Below are 21,904 nucleotides of genomic sequence, written 5' to 3' on the forward strand. Positions count from 1 at the left end.
CTCTTGCATCCCCCTGCGGACGGGATGATGCACCCCAGCAGATCACCCACGATGCCCGAGACTGAGACAGCCCATTGGTATTGCGTTCATACTAAACCGAAGTGTGAACACATCGCGGCAGCCTCGATGCGTCAGTTGGAGCATGTGGAGACCTTCTGCCCCCGCATCCGCTTCCAGCGCAGCACGCCGCGGGGGAAGGTGTGGTTTGTGGAAGCCCTCTTCCCCAGCTACTTCTTTGCGCACTTCGTGTACTCGGAAGCGCACCGGGCGGTGAAGCACACCCACAACGTCATCCGGATCGTGGGATTTGGCGGTGATCCGGCTCCGATCCCGGACTTCACCATCGAGAGTCTGCGGGAGGAGATGCAAGGGGCCGAACTCCGTGAAGTGAAATACGGGGTGGAGGTGGGTGATACCGTGGAAGTGGCGGAAGGCCCCATGCGCGGTTTGAAAGGGATCGTGGAGAGCCTGGCCAACGGGGAACAGCGCGTGAAACTCCTCCTCGAGTTTCTAGGCCGCCAAAGTCTGGTGGAGGTGCAGGCGTCGAAATTGCTAAGTGAAAAAGCCCCTCGCGACGTGATGGCAGTCAAAAAAGGCTTGTGAGCCACCCTTGCGGCTCATTTCGCTATCCGGTCTCGAAAGTACCGCTTGCAAAGCAGGGGTGGGAATTTTTTATTTTCGCCGACTTTTTAACTTTGCAAAGTGCCTTGCCGTTATAGAATTACCATAATTGTGATGATTTCCGAATTTGAGAGAGGGTGGACGTTTCCCATGTCCTCAGGCTCTCAGAAGGAGATCAGCCGCGAGTCCCACTTTTCCAGTGCGCCTTGCCAGTGAAAACGAACGATGTGCTGACGATAACGGTTCTGGCGTGGCCCAGTTGACCGGGGGCGGCAGCTTGATCAGGAGGGAAGCCTCCTCCCTCGATCGCGGCAGAAGTCACGCTGAGATTCTGACGAATCACTTGCGCGTCGGCCCCACCCGCGGACTTTGGCCATCCCCCTTTCCACAGGGGACCCGATCATGAGTGACAAGCACCGTACAGACGACCTTCGCATCGAGCATATTCGCGACCTCGTGTCGCCGAGCATCTTCATGGACCAGATTCCCTTGGGGGAGGCCCACGAAGACTTTGTGACGGGTTCGCGTCAGTCGGCAGAAGACATTCTCATGGGACGCAGCGACCGTCTGCTGGTGGTGGCAGGCCCGTGCTCCATTCACGATCCCAAGTCTGCCCTGGAGTATGCCGAGCTGCTGAAGGGTGCCCGTGAGAAGTACGCTGGGGAGCTGGAACTGGTGATGCGTGTCTATTTTGAGAAGCCGCGGACCACCGTCGGCTGGAAGGGCTTCATCAATGATCCCGGCTTGGACGAGAGCTTCGACATCAACACCGGTCTGCGGGAAGGCCGCAAGCTGTTGGTGAAGATCGCGGAGATGGGCGTGCCCGCTGGCACGGAGTTTCTGGATGTGATCACCCCGCAGTACATTGCGGATGTCGTGAGTTGGGGGGCCATTGGTGCCCGCACCACGGAGAGCCAGGTGCACCGCCAGCTCGCCTCCGGCCTGTCCATGCCGGTAGGCTTCAAGAACGGCACGGACGGCAATATCCAGATCGCACTGGACGCCATTGCGGCAGCGCAGGGTTCGCATGTTTTTCTCTCTGTGACCAAGCACGGCACCGCAGCGATCGTCCAGACCAAAGGAAACAACGCCTGCCACGTGATCCTGCGTGGGGGCAAGGCCTCACCCAACTACGATGCGGCCAGCGTGAGCAACGCGGTGGAGCAGCTTCGTTCGCGCGGTCTGCCTCCGCACCTGATGGTGGACTGCAGCCATGGCAACAGCCTGAAGGACTACAGCCGCCAGCCGCTGGTGGCCAAGGATGTCGCCTCCCAAATCGCCTCCGGAAGCACCGGGGTGACGGGGGTCATGATTGAGAGCCACCTCTGTGGCGGTCGCCAGGATGTGAAGCCAGGTCAGGAGCTCACCTACGGTCAGAGCATCACGGACGCCTGCGTCTCCTGGGAGACCACCCTGGAGATGTTTGACGATCTTGCCGCGGCAGTCCAGGCACGGCGTGCACTTGCAGCGAAGGCTTAAAGGGGCCGCACCCCGGCCGCCCAGACAGTGATTCAGACTCCCGCCACCGCGTGACCTCAGCCGACCTCGACCGCTTCCGCCAGACCCGCATCCTCGTCATCGGGGATGTGATGCTCGACCACTTCGTCCGGGGCAACGTGCGCCGGATCTCCCCGGAGGCCCCTGTGCCGGTGGTGGAGGTGACGGAGGAGACGTTCAATCCGGGTGGTGCGGCCAATGTGGCCTGCAACATCGCCGGCTTCTCCAACCAGGTGTCTTTGATGGGACGGATCGGACGAGACCATGCTGCGGATCATCTGGGGCGCCTGCTCCAGAGTGAAGGCGTGGGCACCCAGTCCATGCTGGTGAGCAACACGATCCCGACGATCTCGAAGGCGCGCGTGGTGGCCCGACAGCAACAGATTGTACGGGTGGACCGCGAGAAGCTCGTGGCCCTGACCGCTGAGGAGCTCGAAGAGGTGGAACAGAAGCTGAGCGCAGCCGCTGGCGAACTGGACGCGATCATTCTGGAGGACTACGGCAAGGGATTCATCACTGAGCCATTGATGCGCTCAGTGACTCGCATCGCCCAGGCCTCCAACATTTTGGTCACGGTGGATCCATCGCCTCGCAATCCGCTGCCCTGGAGTGGGGTGAGCCTGGTAAAGCCCAACCGGCTGGAGGCCTTTGCGGCCGCCGGACTTGAAGATCATCATCTGCCAGTGCCGGCAGAGCAGAACGAAGAACTGCTGCGGGTGGGGCAAACCCTCCTGGAGCGCTGGGATACGCCCATGGCACTGGTAACTCTGGGTGAGCAGGGTATGATGCTCTTCCGCCGCGATGAGGCACCGCATCACATTCCCACCCGGGCTCGTGAGGTCTATGACGTGAGCGGCGCGGGGGATACGGCCATTGCGGTGCTCACGATGGCGCTGGCCAGCGGGATGGACCCTGTGCAGGCTGCAGACGTGGCCAACCATGCCAGCGGCATCGTCGTGGGCAAGCTGGGCACCGCCTGCGTCACGCCCGAGGAGTTGCTGGCGGCTTACGATTCGTAGCGCCGCCGCATGCGCGTATCAGGACGTCGCTTCCTGAAACCCAATCCGGATCATGAACTACGTGTTTGCCAAGGAGGTGGGCCCGGTCCGCTATGTCTGGAGGCGCTGCCTCTGGCGGCTGCTGCAATCTCTGGGGGGGCGTCCTACGGACTACCTGCTTCCCACTGGCCTCCGGCTTCCCCTGCCCAAGGGGAACTATTTTGCCTCGGACGTCTTCGTCACCCAGGCCTCGGTGGACTGGCATGCCGAGCACATTCTGGCGCGGTATCTGATGGAGCATCCCGGTAGCAGGCAGGGTGATTTCCTCGATGTGGGCTCGCACATCGGATACTACGCGCTGCTTCTGGCTCCGCTCGTGCGACGGGTGTATGCCTTTGAGCCTGATCCGAGAAACCGTGAGGCGATGGCCCGTACGGCCGCCCGTGCGGCCAACGTGGAGGTGGTGGAAAGGGCGGTGGCCGACCAGGACGGCCAGGTGGGTTTCTGCGAAGGAGAGGCCTCCTCAGTCAGCCATCTCGCCGACAAGGCGGAAGACGCCCAGCAGTTGGTGGAGGCGGTGACGCTGGATCGATTTGTGGAAGAGCGGCAACTTCGGCCCCTGGCGGTGAAGGTGGACATCGAGGGCTTCGACATTCTCGCCCTGGAAGGCGCGCGTCTGACGGCCCGTCGGCACCGGCCCGTCTTTCTGGTGGAGTTCAACCTGGAAGACGAGCGGCCCAATTCCCACGAACGCCTCGGAACCTTTTTGGAGGAGGTGGGCTATGAGCTCCTGGCCATCGTCAGAACGGAGGCCGGTCCCTTTCGTTGTGAATACGAGTTCAAGAAACTGTCTGCCTCTGAGGTGGCGGCCGCCCACACGAAAATGTTGTTCCTTGTTCCCGCAGGCGATCGATGGTTCGCAGCGTGCCTGCAGCGCCGCCCTCGCTGGAGTTCCCTCGAACTCCGGCCCGTAGGAGTGGCCCGTGTGCTGACGGAAAGCGTGCAACCCTCCAACCCCAAAAACTGATGAAAGGTTTGACGGATGAAGCCCAGCCGGCGGTCCCCAAGGCGCCTGTGACAGGTGTGGTGGTGAGCTTCAACGAGGCGGATCTTCTGGAACGCTGTCTGCCCTCGCTCTCCTTCTGTGATGAGGTGCTGGTGGTGAACATGGAGTGCACGGATGCCACACCGGAGGTGACTGCCCGGCATGGAGCCCGGATGGTGGAGCACCATCGTGTGCCCACCGTGGAGCTGGTGCTGGAGTGGGCCTCCACCCAGGCGCGGAATGACTGGATCCTGAGCATCGATCCCGACGAGGTGGTGGACCCCAAGCTGGGGCGTCAGATCACCGAACTGGTGACAGGGCCGGAGGAGCCCAAGATTGCGAGGGTGGAGCTGCCCTGGTTGTTCTACTTCAAAGACCACGCCCTGAAGGGCACCTACTGGGGCGGGGAGAACTACAAGCGGGGCACGATGTACCACCGCCACCGCGTCACCCATGTGCATCATGTCCACCATCGCCCCACTGCAAATGAGGGGTTCGAGTCCCGTGTCATTCCGTGGGAGGGGGACAATGTCCTACATCACTACTGGATGACCAGCTACGCCAAGTTCGTGGAGAAGCACCTCCGCTACATCAAACTCGAGGGACCCCGCCGCAAGCACGCCGGGGACAAGTTCTCGTGGTGGAAGACCATTTGGGACACGGGCTTCTCCTTCGCGTGGTCGGTCATCCGACGTCGCGGTTATAAAGACGGCATGGTAGGCCTGGGACTGAGCGGTCTGTACGCGTGGTATGTCGGATCTAGCTGGCTCTCCCTGCGGCGGCTGGAGAAAGAATTGAAAGCTTCCCAGACGGCTCCTAAGGCGTAGATTCCGGCCTGCCATCCCATCCCATTTCATGAAAGTTGCTGACCCTTCCGTTGAATCTGAATCTCTGATCCTGAACCATTTGGAGGATCATCTTGCCGTGGTCGCGGCGCTGAAGTCGTTCACGCCGCTCATCGATACCCTGTACCGTCGTATCATCGAGAGCCTGGAAGCAGGCGGGAAAGTCCTTTTCTTTGGCAATGGCGGCAGCGCCGCAGACGCCCAGCATCTGGCTGCGGAGTTTGTGGTGCGTTTCCGGCAGAACCGTCGGGCCCTGGCCGGAATCGCCCTGACGACGGATACCAGCATCCTGACGGCAGGCGGGAATGACTTTGGTTTTGAGAGCATCTACGCCCGTCAAGTGGAGGCGCTGGCCCGGCCTGGAGATGTGGTGATTGGCCTCTCCACGTCAGGCAACAGTGCAAACGTGCTGGCGGGGCTGGAGGAAGCCAGGAAGCAAAGGTGTTTCACCGTGGCATTCACCGCCTTGGGAGGCGGACGGTGCGCGGAAGTGGCTGATCTGGCGTTCAAGGCCCCGTCACCCACCACGGCCCGCGCCCAGGAGTGCCACCTGCTGGTGGGCCACATTCTGTGCGATCTCATTGAAGAGCACCTGCTGGCGCAAGAGCGCGGCAACTGATCTCGATGAAGGGGCGTTTTGCCCCAGGATTTCGAGTTTTTAGCTGATCTGAAATCCCCAAGCCAATCTGTCTGGATGGTGATCCCGGTGTTCAACCGCCGGGAGATCACCTTGGGCTGCCTGGAGCACCTGCAAGCCATCGGCGTCACGGGGTGGTGCCAGGTGGTGGTGACGGATGGGGGCTCCTCAGACGGAACCGTGCAGGCCATCCGGAGCCGCTTCCCTGAAGTGGCGGTGCTGGAAGGCCGGTGGTGGTGGATGGAGGGGATCCGCGCAGGTATGGAGCACGCGCAAAACCAGGGTGCCGACATGTATGTCTGGCTCAATGACGACTGCCGCCCTACGGCGGGCAGTGTGGAGGCCCTGGTGGATCGGGCTCGGACCACGGGCCATGTCTGCGGTGGCGTGACGCGATCCCCGCTGGGGGCGTATGCGGGCATGCGAAAGACTTCCTTCGGTCTGCGGCCGTTGGATGTCTCCACCTTGATGCCGGGGAAAGTGTTGCCGGGAGATTCGCTGGTGGGGAACTTTGTCGCCTGGCCAGGAGAGGTGGTGGCTGCCACAGGACTCCCGGATGCGGTGATGTTTCCCCATCTCTGCGCGGATCACTACTACACGTTGGAAGCCGGCCGGCATGGTTTTCCGTGCGAACTGGTGGGCGGGGTGGAGGCTGAAGACGTTCATCCCGACATGGGATGGGCCCGGCAGTCCATCCTGCGTGGCGATCAACCGGTGGGATTTGTCGCCAAGTGGCTGCTCCAGTGGAATCCCCGGGCCGGTCTGCTGCCGGAGCTGCGATTGCACCGCCGCTTCTGGGGGCCGGCGGGCGTGCTGATCCCACTGGGACCCTGGTTGAAAAAGTGGATTCTCCTTTCCCTGCGCATCGTTTTGCCAAAGGCGGTGCGGTCACGGCTCTAGCCATTCTATTTCATGAACCCGGTCAAACATGATGCCAGAAGGCTGCCTTCCCTGGACGGTCTGCGGGCGGTGGCGGCGATGATGGTGGTTTTCGCCCATTGTCAGGCCACACAGGGCTGGCCGGACTGGCGGCTCCTCAATGAAGCCATCAAAACCGCCTCGGGATTTCTGGGGGTTCAGGTGTTCTTTGTGATCAGCGGCTTCATCATCACCCGCCTGCTGCTGTTGGAAAAACTAGATGCCGGGGCGGTTTCTCTCCCGCGCTTCTGGTCACGGCGGTTCCTCCGGATCATCCCGCCACTGGCGGTGTACCTGCTCTGTTTGTCCTTGTTGAAGGCTCAGGGGGCGGTCTCTTTGACGACGCTCTCCCAGGTGGGCAGTCTCTTCTTCTTCCGGAACCATCTTCCGGAGGCGGACGGCCTCAATGCCCACTGCTGGTCCCTGTCTGTGGAGGAGCAGTTCTACCTGGCCTGGCCGTTCTGCGTGGCGTTTCTGCAGTTGAAGCACCTGCGTACGGTGGCGTTGACGGTCATGGTGATCTCACTGGTGGCACGGACGGCCACGAATGCGCTTGGTGGCACGGAGTGGCGCTGGCTGATTTATCATGCGGACTGCCTGATGGCCGGGGCGCTGGCCGCCATCTGGCTCCAGGAGAAAGGGTTCGAGGTGATCAAACCGCTCAAACGCAGCGGCATCATCTGGCATTTTGTAGGACTGATGGGGATGCTGATCCTCAGCCGCGCCTGTGCCACGAATCTGTCCCGCTTCTTTGCGCCGATCCAGCCCACCTTCGTGGCGGTGTTTGTGGCCTGGTGGATACTCCGCCTCGTGAGTGTGCGGGAGGGGGTGACGTATGCCATCCTGAACACCCGGGTGGCGATCTGGCTGGGGGCGATTTCCTACAGCACCTATCTCTGGCAGCAACTGGTGAGCGCCCCGGCCAAGAGCTGGCATCACGGCACACCCTGGTTTGCCCATTTTCCTCTCAATGTGCCCATGTGCATTGTGGCGGGGGCTCTGAGTTACTATCTCCTGGAAAAGCCCCTCCAGAACCTCCGCCGGCGCTGGGATGCCTGGATGGGCATCAAATCCAAGACCCTCCCCACGGCCCCGGTCGAGCCGGCGGGAAACTGAGTGCGCCATCGTCACGGTCGCCGCGTCAAAACAAGATCAACTGTTATTTCCTATGGCTGAGAACCCGCTTGAAAAACACTGGTTGATGTCCAACCCCCTCTTGCGCGTCATCCGCAAGGTGGCCGCCCGGATCTACTATGACACCCTCATCCGCAAGACCCAGACTTTTGGTGATGTGACCTGGCTGGGAAGGCCGGTGTGGCAGAACGTGCAGGACCTGTGGACGCTGCAGGAGGTGATCTGCCGGATCAAACCCTCGCTCATCATCGAGTGCGGGACGAATCGCGGGGGCTCCTCCTTCTTCTTTGCGACCCTCTTCGACCTGATGGGGACGGACGGGAAGATCGTCACGGTCGATGTTGAGAAGCTGCACGACATGAGCCATCCACGCATCACGTACCTGCTGGGCAGTTCCACCTCGGACGAGATCTACAAGCAGATCAAGGCGATGGCTGATGGGGTGACGGGACCGATTCTGGTCATGCTGGACAGTGACCACTCCCAGAAGCATGTGGCCGGGGAACTGGAGCGTTACGCGCCCCTGGCGACGGTGGGGAGCTACTGCTTCGTGCAGGACGGCTGCATCGATACCGAATTCATGTACCGCAAGGCGCGACCGGGTCCGCTGCCAGCCATCGAGGAGTACGTAGCCGCCCATCCGGAGTTTCAGGTGGATCATGCGCTGTGTGAGCGGTTCGTGGTAACACATCATCCTCTGGGCTGGTTGAAACGGGTCGCCTGAGGCGACGCCGCGCCGACATCCCCGCCTCATGGAAGAATCCGCTCCAGCGCCCGCCAAGCCGCAGTCATTTCTCGCCTGGTTCCGCAAGAGCCGCGGGACGACGGTGGTGAAGAACATCGGCTGGCAGTTTGCGACCAAGGTGGTTACCACCCTGCTGGCACTGGCGGCGGCGGGGTTCGTGGCGAGAGCACTGGGTCCAGAAGGCATGGGGCTCTACCGGAACGGGCAGGCGGTGGCGGGGCTCCTTGCTTCCGTGGGCGTAGTGGTGTCCCAGCAGGTGCTCATCCACCGCATGCTGACGCATCCCGATCGTGAAAGCAGCTACCTGGGCTCGGCCATGGTGCTGGTGGGTGTGGGGGGGCTGGTGGCGATGCTGGTGGGGGCTTTGGTACCCTGGAGTTTCGAGGGGACGAGTGGTCGGTTGGTGGTCATGGCGGCGACCTCGTACTTTGTAGTGCTGTTCATGGTGCCCATGGCCGCCTGGTTTGAGTCCCGCATGGCCGGGCGTGTCTTGGCGGTGTCCAATATGGCGGGGCTCGCCCTGACACGGGTGTGGGAGATCGGCTGCTCGGTGCTGGGGGTTGGGGTCGTGACCTTTGCGTTCTCGCAGCCCTTGGGCATGGTAATGATGTCGGCGCTGGTCGTGCTGGCTTATCGGCGGCGCAACGACCGGCCTGCCCACTTGCAGTGGGACCGGACGGCAGCCCGGGACATGCTTACAGCGTCGCTGGCCTGGGCGGGGCTCGGAGTGGTCAATCATGCCCAGTTGCGGTGTGAACTGTTTTTCCTGACCGGGATGAAGGGTACGGCTGCCGGTGGGCAGTACAGTGCGGCCAGCGAGCTGGTGCAGCCCTTCCTGGTTATACCCGGGTTCATGATGTCATCGCTCTTTCCCAGCGTGGTGCGATCCTATGCTGCGGATCATGATCTGGGGCAGGCAAGGCTGGTGCAGTACCTCAGGCTCAGCGCTGCGTTGGGGCTGCTCAGCGCGCTGTCCATTTCCGTGGCGGGTCCTTTCCTGGCCCATTTGATCTACGGACCCAAATTTGATGCCGTGGCTCCCATGATCCGGATCCTGGGGTGGTATCTGGTCCCGGCGTTCCTCGCCCCACCCTGTGTGGCGTGGATGGTGAAGGAGAACCTCGGGTGGCTGGCAGCCATCTATTCGGTGGCTGGCCTGCTGCTTACGGTGGCCATTGATTTGACTTTGATTCCTGTGGCGGGCGCCATCGGGGCGGCGATCGCGACACCATTGGCGGCCTTGTTGATTGGGACGGCGCTGCCGCTTCTCCATGGACGGACGCGGTGGCTGGCGGCGACCCAATGGCGGGCGCTTTTCTGGCCGATACCGGACCTGCAGGCGATCATTCCAAAGGAAAACAGAACCTGATCTATGGGCATTGATCTCAATACGGTGCGCTTTCTCACCTGGACCATGAGCCGGGGAGTATCGTTCCGCAAAACGGCCATGCTGGGACGCCAGGGGTTCATGGGAGTGAGACCGTCCCAGCTTGCCAAATGGCAGGCGGCAGCACCGGAGGGTGCCCGGCCCGGGGTGGAGATTCTGACGGATCCCCGGCAGTACTGCGAGCCGCTCTTCAAGGCGTTGAAGGCGGAAACAGTTCACAGCTACGACTTCAGCAGCTACGAGCACGCCACCCATCTTTGGGACCTCAATGAAGCGCCACCTGCGGCGGCGCTAGGCGCCTATTCCGTGGTGTTTGACGGGGGAACGCTGGAGCATGTGTTTGATTTTCCCCGGGCACTTCAGGGGGCGCTTCAACTCCTCGAACCTGGCGGGCACTACATCTCCGTGACTCCGGCCAGTGGATGGTTCGGGCACGGGTTCTACCAGTTCAGCGCGGAACTTTTCCAGCAGATCTTCACCGCAGGCAACGGCTGTGAACTCACGGCTCTGATGATGTTTGAGGATCGGGAGGACGCGCCAATCTATGAGGTGCTGCCTCCCGGACTGGGTCATGAGCGGCACAAGTTTGCCTCCCTGCGACCGGCGTCTCTCGCGGTCGTGGCGCGGCGGGTTGGGCCCGTGCCTGATCGCTTGCGGGCGCAGCAGTCGGACTATGTCGCCGCTTGGGAGACGAGTTCTGCGGGTGCTGGCGACCAAGCGCCGACGATGGCGGGACCTGCCAGATCTCCGTTGGCAAGCCTGGCTGGCGGGCGATGGGGCGCGGTCATGCGCCGTTGGCTGAAGGGCAGGTACCTGGCAATGGGGGGGAACCCTTTCTTTGACTCCAGCATGTACCGGAAAGTGGAAATGTAAGCCCGCGAGGGGGAGGTTATATCGACATCACATGAACAACCGGCTCATCACAGTCTTTGTCATGGTCCTGGGGCTGATCTGCAGCATCTTTGTGATCCTGCAGATCATCTTCAACCCCACCGGGGGGCTGGCAGGGCTGCTCAAGTACGTGGCGGTGCCGCTCGTGTTGATCAGTTTCCTGACACCGAAAACGGGGCTCGTTCTGCTCTGCTGGGTCAATTTCTACGCGGACTACTACAAGAAACTGGCCGTGTACTACGGCACCTCCAGCATGATGACGGTGATGGAGGTGCTGGCGCTCTCCATGGCCATGGTGGGGGCCATTCTGCTGGGTACGACGGCCCAGTCTCTGTTGCGCGGACCCGTGCCGGACCGGACGTCGATCATCATCTCCATCGTTTCTGCGGTCATGACCGCGATGCTGTTCTTCTCTGACTCCAGCGGGGGCATGAGCGGGCGGGTGCAGTATGCAATCAACGGCGGTCTCTATCTGGGGCTGTCTGCGGTCATGTGCTACCTGCTGCCCGACAAGGAGGCGGCCATGAGGCTGTGCCGGTTGCAGTTTTGGCTGGGTGTGCCCTGGGTCCTCTGGGCCATGCGCCAGTATATCTGGGGTTTCACCGAGATGGAATGGTTCTACGCCCGGAAGGGCTTTTCGCCGGTGCTGTCCGGTCAGATGCTGGGAGCGGGGGAGGAGGCCCGGCCTTATGGGTTTGCCGGGAGTTCCTCCGCATTCGGCGTCATCACCTACCTCTTCATGTTCGGCGTGTGGCATGCCATCCGCTATGAGAAGATGCGGGCGCTGTTCTGGCTTGGCTCCATCATTTATTTCATCGGACTGGTTGTGTCCACGCAGCGGACGATTCTGATTTTGCCGTTCATCACCTTTGGGGCGTACCTGTTGTTCCGCACCCCGGCTGGGACGAAGTTTTTCTACGGCGCGACGGCCGTGGCCCTGCTGTCAGGCATTCTGGCCTCAGACTTTCTCCTGGCGCGGCTCGGCGATGCCAATGACAGCATGCGCATTGAAGGGAGCGGCTGGGCGTCCAAGGTGGTGCAGGTGGGAACCTTTGCCGACCGCCTCAAGGGCTGGACCCGGTTGAAAAAAGCCAAGTCGTACAGCCTGTTTGGGAAGGGTAACGCGATCGTGGCCTTCGACAGCGATGACTACAGTCATGACGTCATCAACCGCATCCTGATCGACTTTGGCGTTGTGGGGCTGACGATCAGCATGGGCTTCCTCATCTGGATGGCCAAGACGGTGCACACCTTCACGTTCCGCATTCGTGATCCAGTGAACCGGGATGTGATCATCTTTGTGGTGGCGGTGGTGGGCGTGAACGGCATCGGCACGCTCATGTCGGGGAACAACACCCACACCGTTCCCATCAACCTGGTGCTGGCCACGCTCGTGGGGCTGGCCGCAGTGGTGTACCGTCGTGGTCAGGAAGCAGAGGCGGAAGAAGCTGCGCTGGAGCCAGCTGTCGCCCCGCTGCCCAAAGGCCTGCCGTTGGCAGGCGTGTCCAGAGAGGAGCGGGCTCGCATCCGCATGCGTCCGAACCGTCGGTGATGGCACGTGAACCTTTGCCAATGAATCGTCCCGTCAGACTGCTCCTGGTCTCCTTCACCCTGCCGCAAGTGGGCGGGCTGGAGACCATGATCAGGTTGATTGCCCGTGAGTTCGTACGGCTCGCGGAGGTGGAGATCCGCATTGTGACACCCACAGCAGGTGAATGGGATCCGCAGTTGCCCGGCGTTACCGTGCACCGTCAGCTTTCACTGATGCAACTTCACAGCCACTACCAGTGGGCAGATGCGGTGTTCTTCAATCACTTCTATCTGAAGTTTGCCCTGCCCTTGTTCTGGATGCCGTCCAAGCCTGCGGTGCTGTCCATCTCCGGATACACGCCTCCTGCGCAGGTGGAGCACTGGAAGCACCGCTGGATGGGCAGACTGATGCTGGCATTGCTGTATCGGGCCCATGCCGTGATTGCGTGCAATGCCTGGTGCCGGGATCTGCTGCCGGTGGAATCCACCATCGTGCGCAATCCCTATGACGAAGAACGGTTCGCACTGCATCCTGTGGAAGGGGCCCGCCCGGGCGATGTGCTGTTTGCCGGGAGGATCACATGGTCAAAGGGATGCGAAGAGTTGATTGAAGCGTTTGCGGAGATTCTAGGGCCATCACCGGCGGACGACTCGCCCCGGCTTACTCTGGTGGGGGATGGCGAACTGCGAGAAGTGCTGATCGCCCGCGCAGCCAGCTTGGGAATTGCCCGTTGGGTGACCTTCACCGGACCCATGGATGGTGAAGGCGTGGTGCGGGAAATGCGCCGCCATCGCATCTTGGTGGTGCCATCCCGGTATCAGGAGCCGGTGGGTATCGTGGCGCTGGAAGGCATCGCCTCCGGCTGCGTGGTGGTGGGCTCTGAGGGCGGCGGGCTGGCGGAGACCATCGGGCCATACGGATTCACTTTTCCCAATCGCGATGTGCCAGGGCTGATTCGGGCGCTGAAAGCGGCGCTGGCGTTGTCTCCAGCAGAGCGCACGGAGCGTTTGCAGGGGCGTGAGTTGTACCTGAAACCCTACCGCGCCGGCGAGGTGGCCCGCGGTTATTTGAGAGTAGTGTCCGGCGTTTTGCCGCCGGATTTGCGAATGAGTTTCCCCGCTCTGTTCGCGGGCCCTCCATCATCCCTCCATTGAGTTTTTCCCATGTTGCGATCCCTCTTCCGAAGATTTTGCTACACCCAGAACACCATCCGCTACCGGGTGGAGTGGCCCCGCCTGCGTGATGCTTTTGAAAAGATTCCCCGGGCGGGTGTGTTGTTTGACGGTGGTGCCGGTTCGGGTGAATTCATGCGAAAGGCGCTCGTGGGCGGCTATGCGGAGAAGGGGATCGCGCTGGAGTTTGATGAGCCAACCTTTCAGGTGATGCGCGGCAATCTGGGGCGGCGTCCGGATGCAACGCTGATCCAGGGCTCCCTGCTGGAGGTGCCGCTGCCTGATCACACCGCAGACGTGGTGATGTCCACCCAGGTGCTGGAGCACATCGAAGATCACCAGAAGGCGGCTTCGGAGCTCATCCGGGTGCTCAAGCCGGGCGGCCACGCCATCATCACCGTGCCGCATCCACCGGAGCCCTTTCCGAATGACGGGCATGTGCGGGAGGGCTACACCGAGGCGGATCTGCGGGCGCTGTTTGAGCCGCTGGGCATGACCCTGCTGCATACGGATTATTTCCTCACCCGGGGCACGGTGAACCGGTTCATGAAGGCAGACAAGCTGCCGGTGCACGGGGCGTTTGTACCGGTGGCGCTCATTGACGCGGAGACCTCCCTGGGGCCGGAAGACCGCCGCGCTGACCTTCCCTTTGGGATTCTGGGCTTGTTTAAGAAGGCATGAAGCTGCTCATCGTCGATCCCAATGTCAGTCTGACCAGCCCCTCCATGAAGGGCGTGGTGCGGTCCCTGCCGCGGTTCAAGGAACTGGGCTTTGAGATCGAGGTCTGGTGCTGGTACTGTGATGATGGGTTGCCGATTGACCGGATCGTGAAACTCCCCACTCTGGGGCGGCTGCACACCATTGGCGGTTATGTCTTTGCCCTCTGGGCGCGGCTGCGTGCCTGGTGGTTGTTCCAAAAGAAGCGTCAGCCTCGCCCCGATCTCGTGTACACCATTGCATGGTATCTGCCGGATTGTGACGTGTGCCATGTGCAGTTTTCCCCATTCGACTGGGAGCTGCGTCAGCGGGTGCTGGGCATCAAGTCCCTGCGGGATGTGTACGAGCGCGTGGTGAACCTCGTGACCCTGGTGATGGCCCGGCATTTCTTGAAGACCACCACGGCCCGCCTCTTCATCCCGGCGTCGGATGCGGTGGCGAATGATCTGCGTGAGGAAGGCCTGGAGACTCGCATCCAGGTGCTGCCGAACTCCTACGACGCCGCGCGGTTCCATGAAGGGGTGCGGGCCCCGTATCGTGAGGCGACAAGGAAACAACTAAGCCTGCAGCCGGGTGACCGGGTCTTTGTGTTCGCCAGCGCCGGGCACTACCGTCGCAAGGGATTCTTCCTGGCAGTGGAGGCGCTCAAGATCGTGCGCCAGCGGCACCCGCAGGTGAAACTGCTTGTGGTCGGTGGCACGCCGGCAAGACTTCAGGCCCTGCACGATTCCCTGGACAAGTCACATCCCGACTGGCGGGAGTGGATGGTGTTCTGCGGCATGGTGTCAGATGTGGAGCGCTACTATGCAGCGGGGGATGCCTTTCTGTTCCCTTCGTACTCCGAGGCTTTTGCCTTGGTGGAGGTCGAGGCCGCAGCGTCGGGGCTGCCGCTCTTTCTCACCCGTCATCATGGCTCTGAGATGATCCTGGATGACGGGCGCAACGGCCGGTTCATGGAGTTTGACCCGGTGCAAATGGCGGAAGTGATTGAGCCTTTTGTGACGGGGGCGTGGCAGCCCGGAGATCTGCACGTGCATGCGGCCATGGACAGCGAGACGTATGCCCGCCGTCTGGCGGACGAACTGGTGATGACGGCGGCCACCAAACCGAGGAATGAGGTGCAGGATGTCTGAACCGACGGTGGCCATCGTGACCAAGGCTCGCGGTACCTTTTTCAAGCCGCTGTACGAAGCCTTTTCCCAGGCTCAGCCGGAGGGCTGGCGCACGATGCTGCTCTGGCCGGCGGAGCACGGCAGCGAACATCCCGAGGAACTGGTGACACCTCGTGCTGACAACCTCGATATCGTGCCGTTGCATTCGACGAGTCATGACCTGAAGGCCAATGATGCCGCTCTGGAGGGACGGGCCACGCGATACCAGACACAGCTGCCAGCCCGGGAGATGTGGGCCCGGCTCGCGGAGCGCGATGTGCGGGGCATCTTGATCCATGAGTTCTCGCCCTTCACGTTGCAGGCCCTTCTGTACGCCCGGTGGCACCGGATTCCTGTCTGTGTCTCCACCGAGGTGGGGCGGGGGAATGCGCAGTTCTTCGGGCGTCGCACCCGCTGGTGGCATGCCTTGTGGGGCAGGCTGGTAAATGGTGTGGTGGCGTGTTGCCCCGCCGCGCATCAGCCGCTGAGCCGGAAACACGTGCCGACGATCTCGACCTATCATGCGGTGGACAGCCGTCTCTATGTGCCGGTTGACCATGCTCCAAGCCAGGTGGTGACCTTTGCCTATCTGGGCCAGTTGATTCGTCGCAAGGGCCTGGACCTGCTTCTGCAGGCCGCCGCCCGCATGAAGGAGAACGGAGAGAACCGCTTCCGGATCCGGCTCATTGGAGGAGGGGATGCGGGTTGGCTCCATGAACTCGCCCACGCCCTGGGCCTGCGGGAGCACGTGGAGTTTACCGGGTTTCTGAGCGGAGCGGCCATCCGCGAAGCGCTGGCCAGTGCCGATGTCTTTGTGCTGCCCACCCGTCAGGACACCTACGCTGCCGTGGTGCACGAGGCCGCCTGCCTGGGGCTGCCCTTGCTCATCAGCAAGCACGCCGGAGCGGCAGAGGCGCTCGTGAAGCCCGGCCAGAACGGATACATTTTTGACCCTGAGGACACTGCCTCCTTTGCCGCGAAGATGCAGTCGCTCATGCCCGCCCGGGTGAGGGAGCCGATGCGGAAGATCTCCCGCGAAGTGGGCGAGGCCCATAGCGCGCATGCCCGGGGTGCCGCCCTCTGGCAATGGATGGTGGATCATGCCCTGGTCACCACGCGGCACGGGGAAGCGACGCTGGAGCGTCACGTCATCCAGGAGGCCGGACTTTAGGACAACATGGCTGTGAATCACCCTACCATCCTGCTGGCTCCCGTGCTCCGTGCGGAGAAGTGGACCAGCATCGACCTGCACAAGGCAAACACGCTGGAGCAGTACGCCCGTTCTGCGCCGGACTGGCGGGTCGTGGACATCGCCCCGGAGGAGGGGTTGGCCAGTCTCCCGTTTGGCAAGCGGATCATTCGTGATTTCCTTTATCCGTGGCGTGCCCGTCGTATGGGGGCGCAATACAACCAGAACGGAACCCGGCCGATCCTGCATGTCATTGACCACAGCTATGGCCACCTCTGTGCCGCGTGGCAGCCCAGTGTGGTGACCTGCCATGACCTGAACCACTTCACGGCGCCGACCCTCACGGGACCCGCCCTGCATGCCTGGAGGCTGCGGGTGAGCATGATGAAGCGGGCAGAGCGCATCTTTACTGTGAGCGAGACTCTCGCCAGGGAAGTGCGTCACCATCTGGATCTGCCCGATGAGAAAGTCGTGGTGGCCTACAATGGCATCGATACCGATGTGTTTCGTCCCCTGCCGCGCGAGCAGGCAGCGGCAAGGTTCCCGGAACTGGCGGCGCTGGCGGAGAAGAATCTGCTGGTGCTGAACATTGGGAACAACATCGAGCGGAAGAATCTGCCGACGCTGCTGAAAGCGGTGGCCCATCTTCGGAAGGAAAGGGACCTGCCGGTCCAGCTCGTGAAAGTGGGACCCAATCTGCGGGGAGATGGCTTTGGGCCGATGATCGATGAACTGGGAATCGCGGAGGCGATCATTGATTTGGGAGTGATCCCGCCTGCGGATGTGGCGCTGATCTGTCAGCTTTGTCACGCGCTTTCCTTCCCCAGTACGTATGAAGGATTTGGGAGACCCACTCTCGAAGCCCAGGCGTGTCGTCTGCCCGCTGTGCTGGCAGATGCTTCCTGCATGAAGGAGGTGGGGGGCGCAGGAGCCCTGTACCACGAGCCAAAAAACCCAGTGCAACTTTCACAATTTCTGGAAAAAGTAATGACGGATGCAGCCGTTCGTGAAAGGCTTTGCGATGAAGGGGAAAAAAACATCCAGGGCTTTACCTGGGAGGCGCATGTGAAAAAGCTGGTATCCGTTTACGAAGAGATCGCCGCCAAGGCATGAGCACCCTCTCGGACACTTCCGCCGCAGCGCCCTCAGCCTCCCGGGCTGAGTCAGATGGTTCATGGAAGCGGTGGATCCCATTAGGGCTGGTGATGCTGCCGCTCTTCTGGCTGGTTTTCATGCTGCCGTATGCGGCAGGCTACGGAGACTTCCGCCGCACCATCTTCAAGATGTTGCTGAATTCGTGGTCGGACCCCACCTGGCAGCATGGTGCGCTCGCGCTGCCCCTGGCGGTCTTTCTGGGCTGGCGCCGGAGAAAGGAACTGGAGTTGTTGCCCGAGCAGCCGTCTGTGTGGGGGCTGGTGGTGGCTTTTCTGGCCATGGCGATGTACTGGGCGGGCTATCGGGGGAACTTTTACTACTTTGGCTACGCCAGCATTCAGCTCTTCGTGGCGGCCATCATCCTGTGGCTCTGGGGATGGCGGCAATTTCGCGTTCTCGTGTTTGCCTGGTTCATCCTGGGATTTGCCTGGCCCTATCTGTTTCTGGAAGACACGCTGGCCTTCAAGCTCCGGTACCTGATGGTCACGGTGACGGCCAAGGTACTAAACTTTTTCTCTGTGGACACTGTGCAGGATGGCACCCGGCTCATCTCGGCGGCCACGCCCACCCGTCTGGAGGGAAGCTGGTTTCGCCTGAATGTGGACGGGCCCTGCAGCGGTCTGCGGTCACTCTTCGCGCTCATCATGGTCTCGGCTTTGTTTGCCTACTTTCGCCAGCGGACGTTCTGGCGTCAGGCGGTGCTTTTTGCCATGAGCATTCCTCTGGCGATCGTGGCGAACATGATCCGGATCCTGGCCCTGATCGGTGCGACGATGTTGTTCGGGCAGGAGTTCGCCTTGGGCAAAGGGGAGGAATACACCTCCAACTTTCACCTCATCACTGGAGTGGCTGTCTTCATTCTCGCTATCGCTGGCCTGATGGGGGTGGAAACACTGCTCAATCGGGTACTGGGTCCGGAGAAACCGCGTTCCTACTGGAAAGATTGAGAGGCCTGATGCCATGATCTACCGCGCCCTCATCATCAGCTTGTTCCTCACCGCCACCGTGGTGGTGTGTGTCTATTCCCCCGAGATCCGGGGTGGGCAGGAGTCGGGTGTGATCATGACGCTGCCTGAGGATTTGACCAAGTTTGTGGCAGAGATGGAGGAGCCGGATCCGGTGGAAAAGGCCCTTTTGCCGGAAGATACGGAGTTTGCCAAAGCGAAGTATTACACGCCGACGTTGGACCTGAATCGACGCGACATCGCCCACTGTTCCATTGTGCTCAGTGGTGCGGAACGCAAGAGCATCCACCGTCCGGAAGTGTGTCTCCAGGGACAGGGCTGGAACCTGATGGAGAGCCGCATCATTCAGGTGGAGATGGGCGAAGGGAAGCGGCTGCGGGTGAAGGATCTGTACATCGAAAAGCCCATCACGATGTCAGACGGCACCAAACGCCAGTTGCGCGGGCACTATCTCTACTGGTTCGTGGGCACCGATGTCACCACACCCAGCAACAGCGAACGCATCTGGCTGACCCTCTGGGACAATGTGGCCCGCAACATCAATCACCGTTGGGCCTATCCGTCGTTGATGGCCATCGTGACGGAGGACTTCACCCCGGAAGAGGTGGGGCAGCGGCGTCGAAACAGTGATGAGACCGTGGCGATGCTGGCGGACCTGATCCGGCAGCTGGCACCCAAGTTTCAAAAAGGATTGATGCCAGACGGGCCTGACAAGGGCCATACGGCCATGAGTCATGGGAAATAACGGAACCGGCGACCTGCTCATGGGGAAGCTGGACGCGCTGCGCCACCATCTGGCGGAGATGAAGCAGGCGGCGGTCGCTTTCTCGGGCGGGGTGGACAGCTCCCTGTTGCTCAAGGTGGCAGTGGATGTGCTTGCGGATGAGGCTGTGGGAGTCGTAGCGGTGTCTGCCAGCCTGCCCAGACAGGAACGCGACGATGCTGCTGAACTGGCGAGGTCCATGGGAGCCAGGCTGGTGTTCCTTGAGACCCTGGAGGTGCATGATCCGGCCTATGCGGCGAATGCCCCCAACCGTTGTTTTCACTGCAAGGATCATGTCTACGCCGCCCTGTTGAACTACGCCCGGGAGCAGGGCATACCCCACATCCTGGATGGCATGAACTCCGAGGACACGCTTGATTTGAGGCCGGGGCGGGCTGCGGCGAAGAAGCATGGTGTGTCGAGTCCCCTGCATGAACTGGGCTTCAGCAAGGCGGAAGTCCGCGCTGCTGCAAAGCACCTTGGTCTGCCAAACTGGGACAAACCTGCCGCTGCCTGCCTCTCCTCGCGCATTCCGTATGGCACCGCGGTCACCAGCAGCCTTCTGGCGAGGATCGAGGCTGCAGAGATGTTTGTCAGGTCACTCGGTTTCCGCGAACTTCGCGTCCGTCACCATGGCGACATCGCACGCCTGGAGGTGCCCTCGTCAAGTTTCGCCCGTGTTTTGGAACGTCAGGCTGAATTGGTCGGTGGACTCAAGGCGCTGGGATGGGTGTACGTCACCCTGGATCTGGACGGACTTTCCATGGGCAGCATGAACAAAGTGTTGAAGACGGGCCGTGGTGCCGCGATGCAAGATCCCTGACGGCTCAGTTCCACAGACATCCTTAAAGTTGTCTCCTTATGAGCTCGCTAAACCCACCTTCCCAACCGTCGCCTGAATCAGACGATCAGGCCCGGGCTATTGAAAAATGGGGCACGCAGCGGACGACGAATCTCAATCACGAGATCGAAGCGTCGGACCTGGCGGTGAACGAGAAGAACCGGGTCTGGTGGGAGAATCTTCCCATGACCTATGCGGACTGGGAATCGCAACAGCGTGAACCGGTGACCGCAGAGGACTTTGAACGGACGGACGGGTTCTATTTTGGCACCAATCCCTACATCCGGGAACAAGTCGACTTCACTTCCCTTGCGGGCAAGCAGGTGCTGGAAATTGGCTGCGGCGCGGGTTCTGCCGCCTGCGCCTTTGCCCGGGCGGGAGCCCATGTCACCGCGGTGGACATCACAGAACAGGCGGTAAAGCTCACCCGGAGAAATGCCGAGCTCAAAGGCATCACCAACCTGGAGGTGCGGCAGATGGATGCGGAGAAGCTGGACGGGCTTGCAGACGGGCGTTTTGATTTTGTGTACTCCTGGGGGGTGCTTCATCACAGCAGCAACCCTGAGCAGTGCTATCAGCAAGTGGCCCGGGTGATGAAACCCGGGGGCACCGGTCTCATCATGGTGTACCATCGCAACAGCATGCGCTACTGGTTGAAGGGGCTGTACTGGCTGGTGGTCAAGGGCAAGGTCCTGCAGGGACATTCGTTCCCCAGTGTCCAGCGCTTCTACACGGACGGGTATTATCACAAGCACTATTCCGCCAGCCAGTTTGCCGAATCCCTGCATCAGGCGGGGTTGGTGACGGAGCGCACTGCGGTCACGCACATGAGCTCCCGCATGATCCCGTTTGTGCCTGAAGGACTTCGCCAGTGGTTGAAGTCCCGGATCGGCTGGCTGCTGGTGGCCCATGTGAAAAAGGCAGGCTCATGAGCAACGGCTGGAACATTGAGGAACTCTTGCAGGGGGTCGCTGCGGGGCGGGTTGGGATTGAGGAAGCAACGGAGCGTCTCCGCTCGCTGCCTTTCAGTGAGTCACCTGGCTTGTCGCTCGATACGCACCGTGTGCTGCGGCTGGGCCTGCCCGAGGTGGTCTATGGCCGGCACAAGAACGAGGCGCAAATCCGGGCGGCCCTGGAGGGCCTGGTGGCGGCGCATGGCTGTGCACTGGCCACCTGGGTCTCTGAGGCGCATGCAGCAGGTCTTCTGAGCGTCTTCCCGGACGGCGAGTATGATCCAACCTCACGGTTGTTTCAGATCGGACGGATGCCAGTGCCTGCAGCAGTGAAGACGGTGGCGGTGGTGTGTGCTGGCACGTCGGATCTTTCCGTGGCGGAGGAGGCGGCGCGGACGGTGGAGTTTGCGGGACATCACGCTCTGCGGGTTCACGATGTGGGCGTGGCGGGATTGCATCGCCTGCTGGCCCGGCTGGACGATTTGAAAACAGCCCAGGTCATCATTGCTGTTGCAGGGATGGAGGGTGCCCTGCCCAGTGTGCTGGCGGGGCTGGTCCGGCCCCCAGTCATCGCGGTGCCGACCAGCGTGGGATACGGCACCAATCTCGGTGGGCTCACGGCGCTCATGGCCATGCTCACCTCCTGCTCCACCGGCATCGGTGTGGTGAATGTGGACAATGGCTTTGGTGCGGCGATGCTGGCGCTGCGTATCGTACAAGGGGATTGAGACTGACCCCCAGACCTGCCA

The 21,904-nt window shown here is 61.5% G+C and carries 22 protein-coding genes; all 22 read left to right on the plus strand.

Annotated elements, in window-relative coordinates; all coding sequences use genetic code 11:
• Window positions 1–51 precede the first annotated feature (51 nt).
• The 22 genes from BV034_RS03185 to larB all read left to right on the plus strand — a co-directional run bounded on the left by BV034_RS03185 (window position 52) and on the right by larB (window position 21,883).
• A complete protein-coding gene (locus BV034_RS03185) occupies window positions 52–603 on the plus strand; it encodes a transcription termination/antitermination NusG family protein (RefSeq protein ID WP_265592568.1) in 552 nt (183 codons plus the stop codon).
• Window positions 604–1,023: 420 nt separating this feature from the next.
• Window positions 1,024–2,100: a 3-deoxy-7-phosphoheptulonate synthase gene (locus tag BV034_RS03190; RefSeq protein ID WP_050024054.1), complete on the plus strand. Its 1,077-nt coding sequence runs from the start codon at window positions 1,024–1,026 to the stop codon at window positions 2,098–2,100.
• 50 nt (window positions 2,101–2,150) lie between these two features.
• Window positions 2,151–3,137: a D-glycero-beta-D-manno-heptose-7-phosphate kinase gene (gene rfaE1 / locus BV034_RS03195; protein WP_050024056.1), complete on the plus strand. Its 987-nt coding sequence runs from the start codon at window positions 2,151–2,153 to the stop codon at window positions 3,135–3,137.
• A gap of 52 nt (window positions 3,138–3,189) precedes the next feature.
• A complete protein-coding gene (locus BV034_RS03200; protein ID WP_050024058.1) occupies window positions 3,190–4,143 on the plus strand; it encodes an FkbM family methyltransferase in 954 nt (317 codons plus the stop codon).
• Window positions 4,143–4,988, plus strand: coding sequence for a glycosyltransferase (locus BV034_RS03205; RefSeq protein WP_050024060.1), 846 nt, complete (start codon window positions 4,143–4,145; stop codon window positions 4,986–4,988). The genes BV034_RS03200 and BV034_RS03205 overlap by 1 nt, the downstream gene beginning before the upstream one ends.
• Before the next feature lie 28 nt (window positions 4,989–5,016).
• Complete coding sequence (locus tag BV034_RS03210; protein WP_050024062.1) at window positions 5,017–5,625, plus strand: D-sedoheptulose 7-phosphate isomerase; 609 nt, start codon at window positions 5,017–5,019, stop codon at window positions 5,623–5,625.
• Window positions 5,626–5,700: 75 nt separating this feature from the next.
• The gene (locus BV034_RS03215) at window positions 5,701–6,543 is read left to right on the plus strand and encodes a glycosyltransferase (RefSeq protein WP_050024064.1); all 843 of its coding nucleotides are present in this window, start codon (window positions 5,701–5,703) and stop codon (window positions 6,541–6,543) included.
• A gap of 12 nt (window positions 6,544–6,555) precedes the next feature.
• Entirely contained in the window at window positions 6,556–7,677 is a 1,122-nt protein-coding gene (locus BV034_RS03220; protein WP_050024065.1) for an acyltransferase, read from the plus strand.
• Window positions 7,678–7,762: 85 nt separating this feature from the next.
• On the plus strand, window positions 7,763–8,419 hold the full coding sequence (locus tag BV034_RS03225) for a CmcI family methyltransferase (protein WP_265592569.1): 657 nt from the start codon (window positions 7,763–7,765) through the stop codon (window positions 8,417–8,419).
• A 28-nt stretch (window positions 8,420–8,447) separates the two neighbouring features.
• Window positions 8,448–9,809, plus strand: a complete 1,362-nt coding sequence (locus tag BV034_RS03230; protein WP_050024070.1) for an oligosaccharide flippase family protein — start codon at window positions 8,448–8,450, stop codon at window positions 9,807–9,809.
• 3 nt (window positions 9,810–9,812) lie between these two features.
• The gene (locus BV034_RS03235) at window positions 9,813–10,700 is read left to right on the plus strand and encodes a hypothetical protein (protein WP_050024072.1); all 888 of its coding nucleotides are present in this window, start codon (window positions 9,813–9,815) and stop codon (window positions 10,698–10,700) included.
• A gap of 31 nt (window positions 10,701–10,731) precedes the next feature.
• On the plus strand, window positions 10,732–12,270 hold the full coding sequence (locus BV034_RS03240; protein ID WP_050024073.1) for a hypothetical protein: 1,539 nt from the start codon (window positions 10,732–10,734) through the stop codon (window positions 12,268–12,270).
• Between the two features lie 20 nt (window positions 12,271–12,290).
• Window positions 12,291–13,403 (plus strand): glycosyltransferase family 4 protein, encoded by a 1,113-nt coding sequence (locus BV034_RS03245; RefSeq protein ID WP_050024074.1) that lies wholly within the window; start codon window positions 12,291–12,293, stop codon window positions 13,401–13,403.
• Window positions 13,404–13,412: 9 nt separating this feature from the next.
• On the plus strand, window positions 13,413–14,102 hold the full coding sequence (locus BV034_RS03250; protein ID WP_038163108.1) for a class I SAM-dependent methyltransferase: 690 nt from the start codon (window positions 13,413–13,415) through the stop codon (window positions 14,100–14,102).
• The gene (locus BV034_RS03255) at window positions 14,099–15,271 is read left to right on the plus strand and encodes a glycosyltransferase family 4 protein (RefSeq protein WP_050024075.1); all 1,173 of its coding nucleotides are present in this window, start codon (window positions 14,099–14,101) and stop codon (window positions 15,269–15,271) included. The genes BV034_RS03250 and BV034_RS03255 overlap by 4 nt, the downstream gene beginning before the upstream one ends.
• Window positions 15,264–16,460 (plus strand): glycosyltransferase, encoded by a 1,197-nt coding sequence (locus tag BV034_RS03260; protein WP_050024077.1) that lies wholly within the window; start codon window positions 15,264–15,266, stop codon window positions 16,458–16,460. Before BV034_RS03255 ends, BV034_RS03260 begins: the two co-directional genes overlap by 8 nt.
• Before the next feature lie 6 nt (window positions 16,461–16,466).
• Window positions 16,467–17,591 (plus strand): glycosyltransferase family 1 protein, encoded by a 1,125-nt coding sequence (locus BV034_RS03265; RefSeq protein WP_050024079.1) that lies wholly within the window; start codon window positions 16,467–16,469, stop codon window positions 17,589–17,591.
• Window positions 17,588–18,580 (plus strand): exosortase/archaeosortase family protein, encoded by a 993-nt coding sequence (locus tag BV034_RS03270; protein ID WP_050024086.1) that lies wholly within the window; start codon window positions 17,588–17,590, stop codon window positions 18,578–18,580. Before BV034_RS03265 ends, BV034_RS03270 begins: the two co-directional genes overlap by 4 nt.
• A 13-nt stretch (window positions 18,581–18,593) precedes the next feature.
• Window positions 18,594–19,343: an exosortase-associated EpsI family protein gene (locus BV034_RS03275; RefSeq protein WP_050024089.1), complete on the plus strand. Its 750-nt coding sequence runs from the start codon at window positions 18,594–18,596 to the stop codon at window positions 19,341–19,343.
• The gene (larE, locus tag BV034_RS03280) at window positions 19,333–20,184 is read left to right on the plus strand and encodes an ATP-dependent sacrificial sulfur transferase LarE (protein ID WP_265592570.1); all 852 of its coding nucleotides are present in this window, start codon (window positions 19,333–19,335) and stop codon (window positions 20,182–20,184) included. Before BV034_RS03275 ends, larE begins: the two co-directional genes overlap by 11 nt.
• A gap of 38 nt (window positions 20,185–20,222) precedes the next feature.
• Complete coding sequence (locus tag BV034_RS03285) at window positions 20,223–21,134, plus strand: class I SAM-dependent methyltransferase (RefSeq protein ID WP_050024091.1); 912 nt, start codon at window positions 20,223–20,225, stop codon at window positions 21,132–21,134.
• Window positions 21,131–21,883: a nickel pincer cofactor biosynthesis protein LarB gene (gene larB / locus BV034_RS03290; RefSeq protein ID WP_050024093.1), complete on the plus strand. Its 753-nt coding sequence runs from the start codon at window positions 21,131–21,133 to the stop codon at window positions 21,881–21,883. The genes BV034_RS03285 and larB overlap by 4 nt, the downstream gene beginning before the upstream one ends.
• Window positions 21,884–21,904: the final 21 nt, after the last annotated feature.

The organism is Verrucomicrobium sp. BvORR034 (genome assembly GCF_000739635.1).
In the GTDB taxonomy this organism is placed as follows: Bacteria; Verrucomicrobiota; Verrucomicrobiia; order Verrucomicrobiales; family Verrucomicrobiaceae; genus Verrucomicrobium.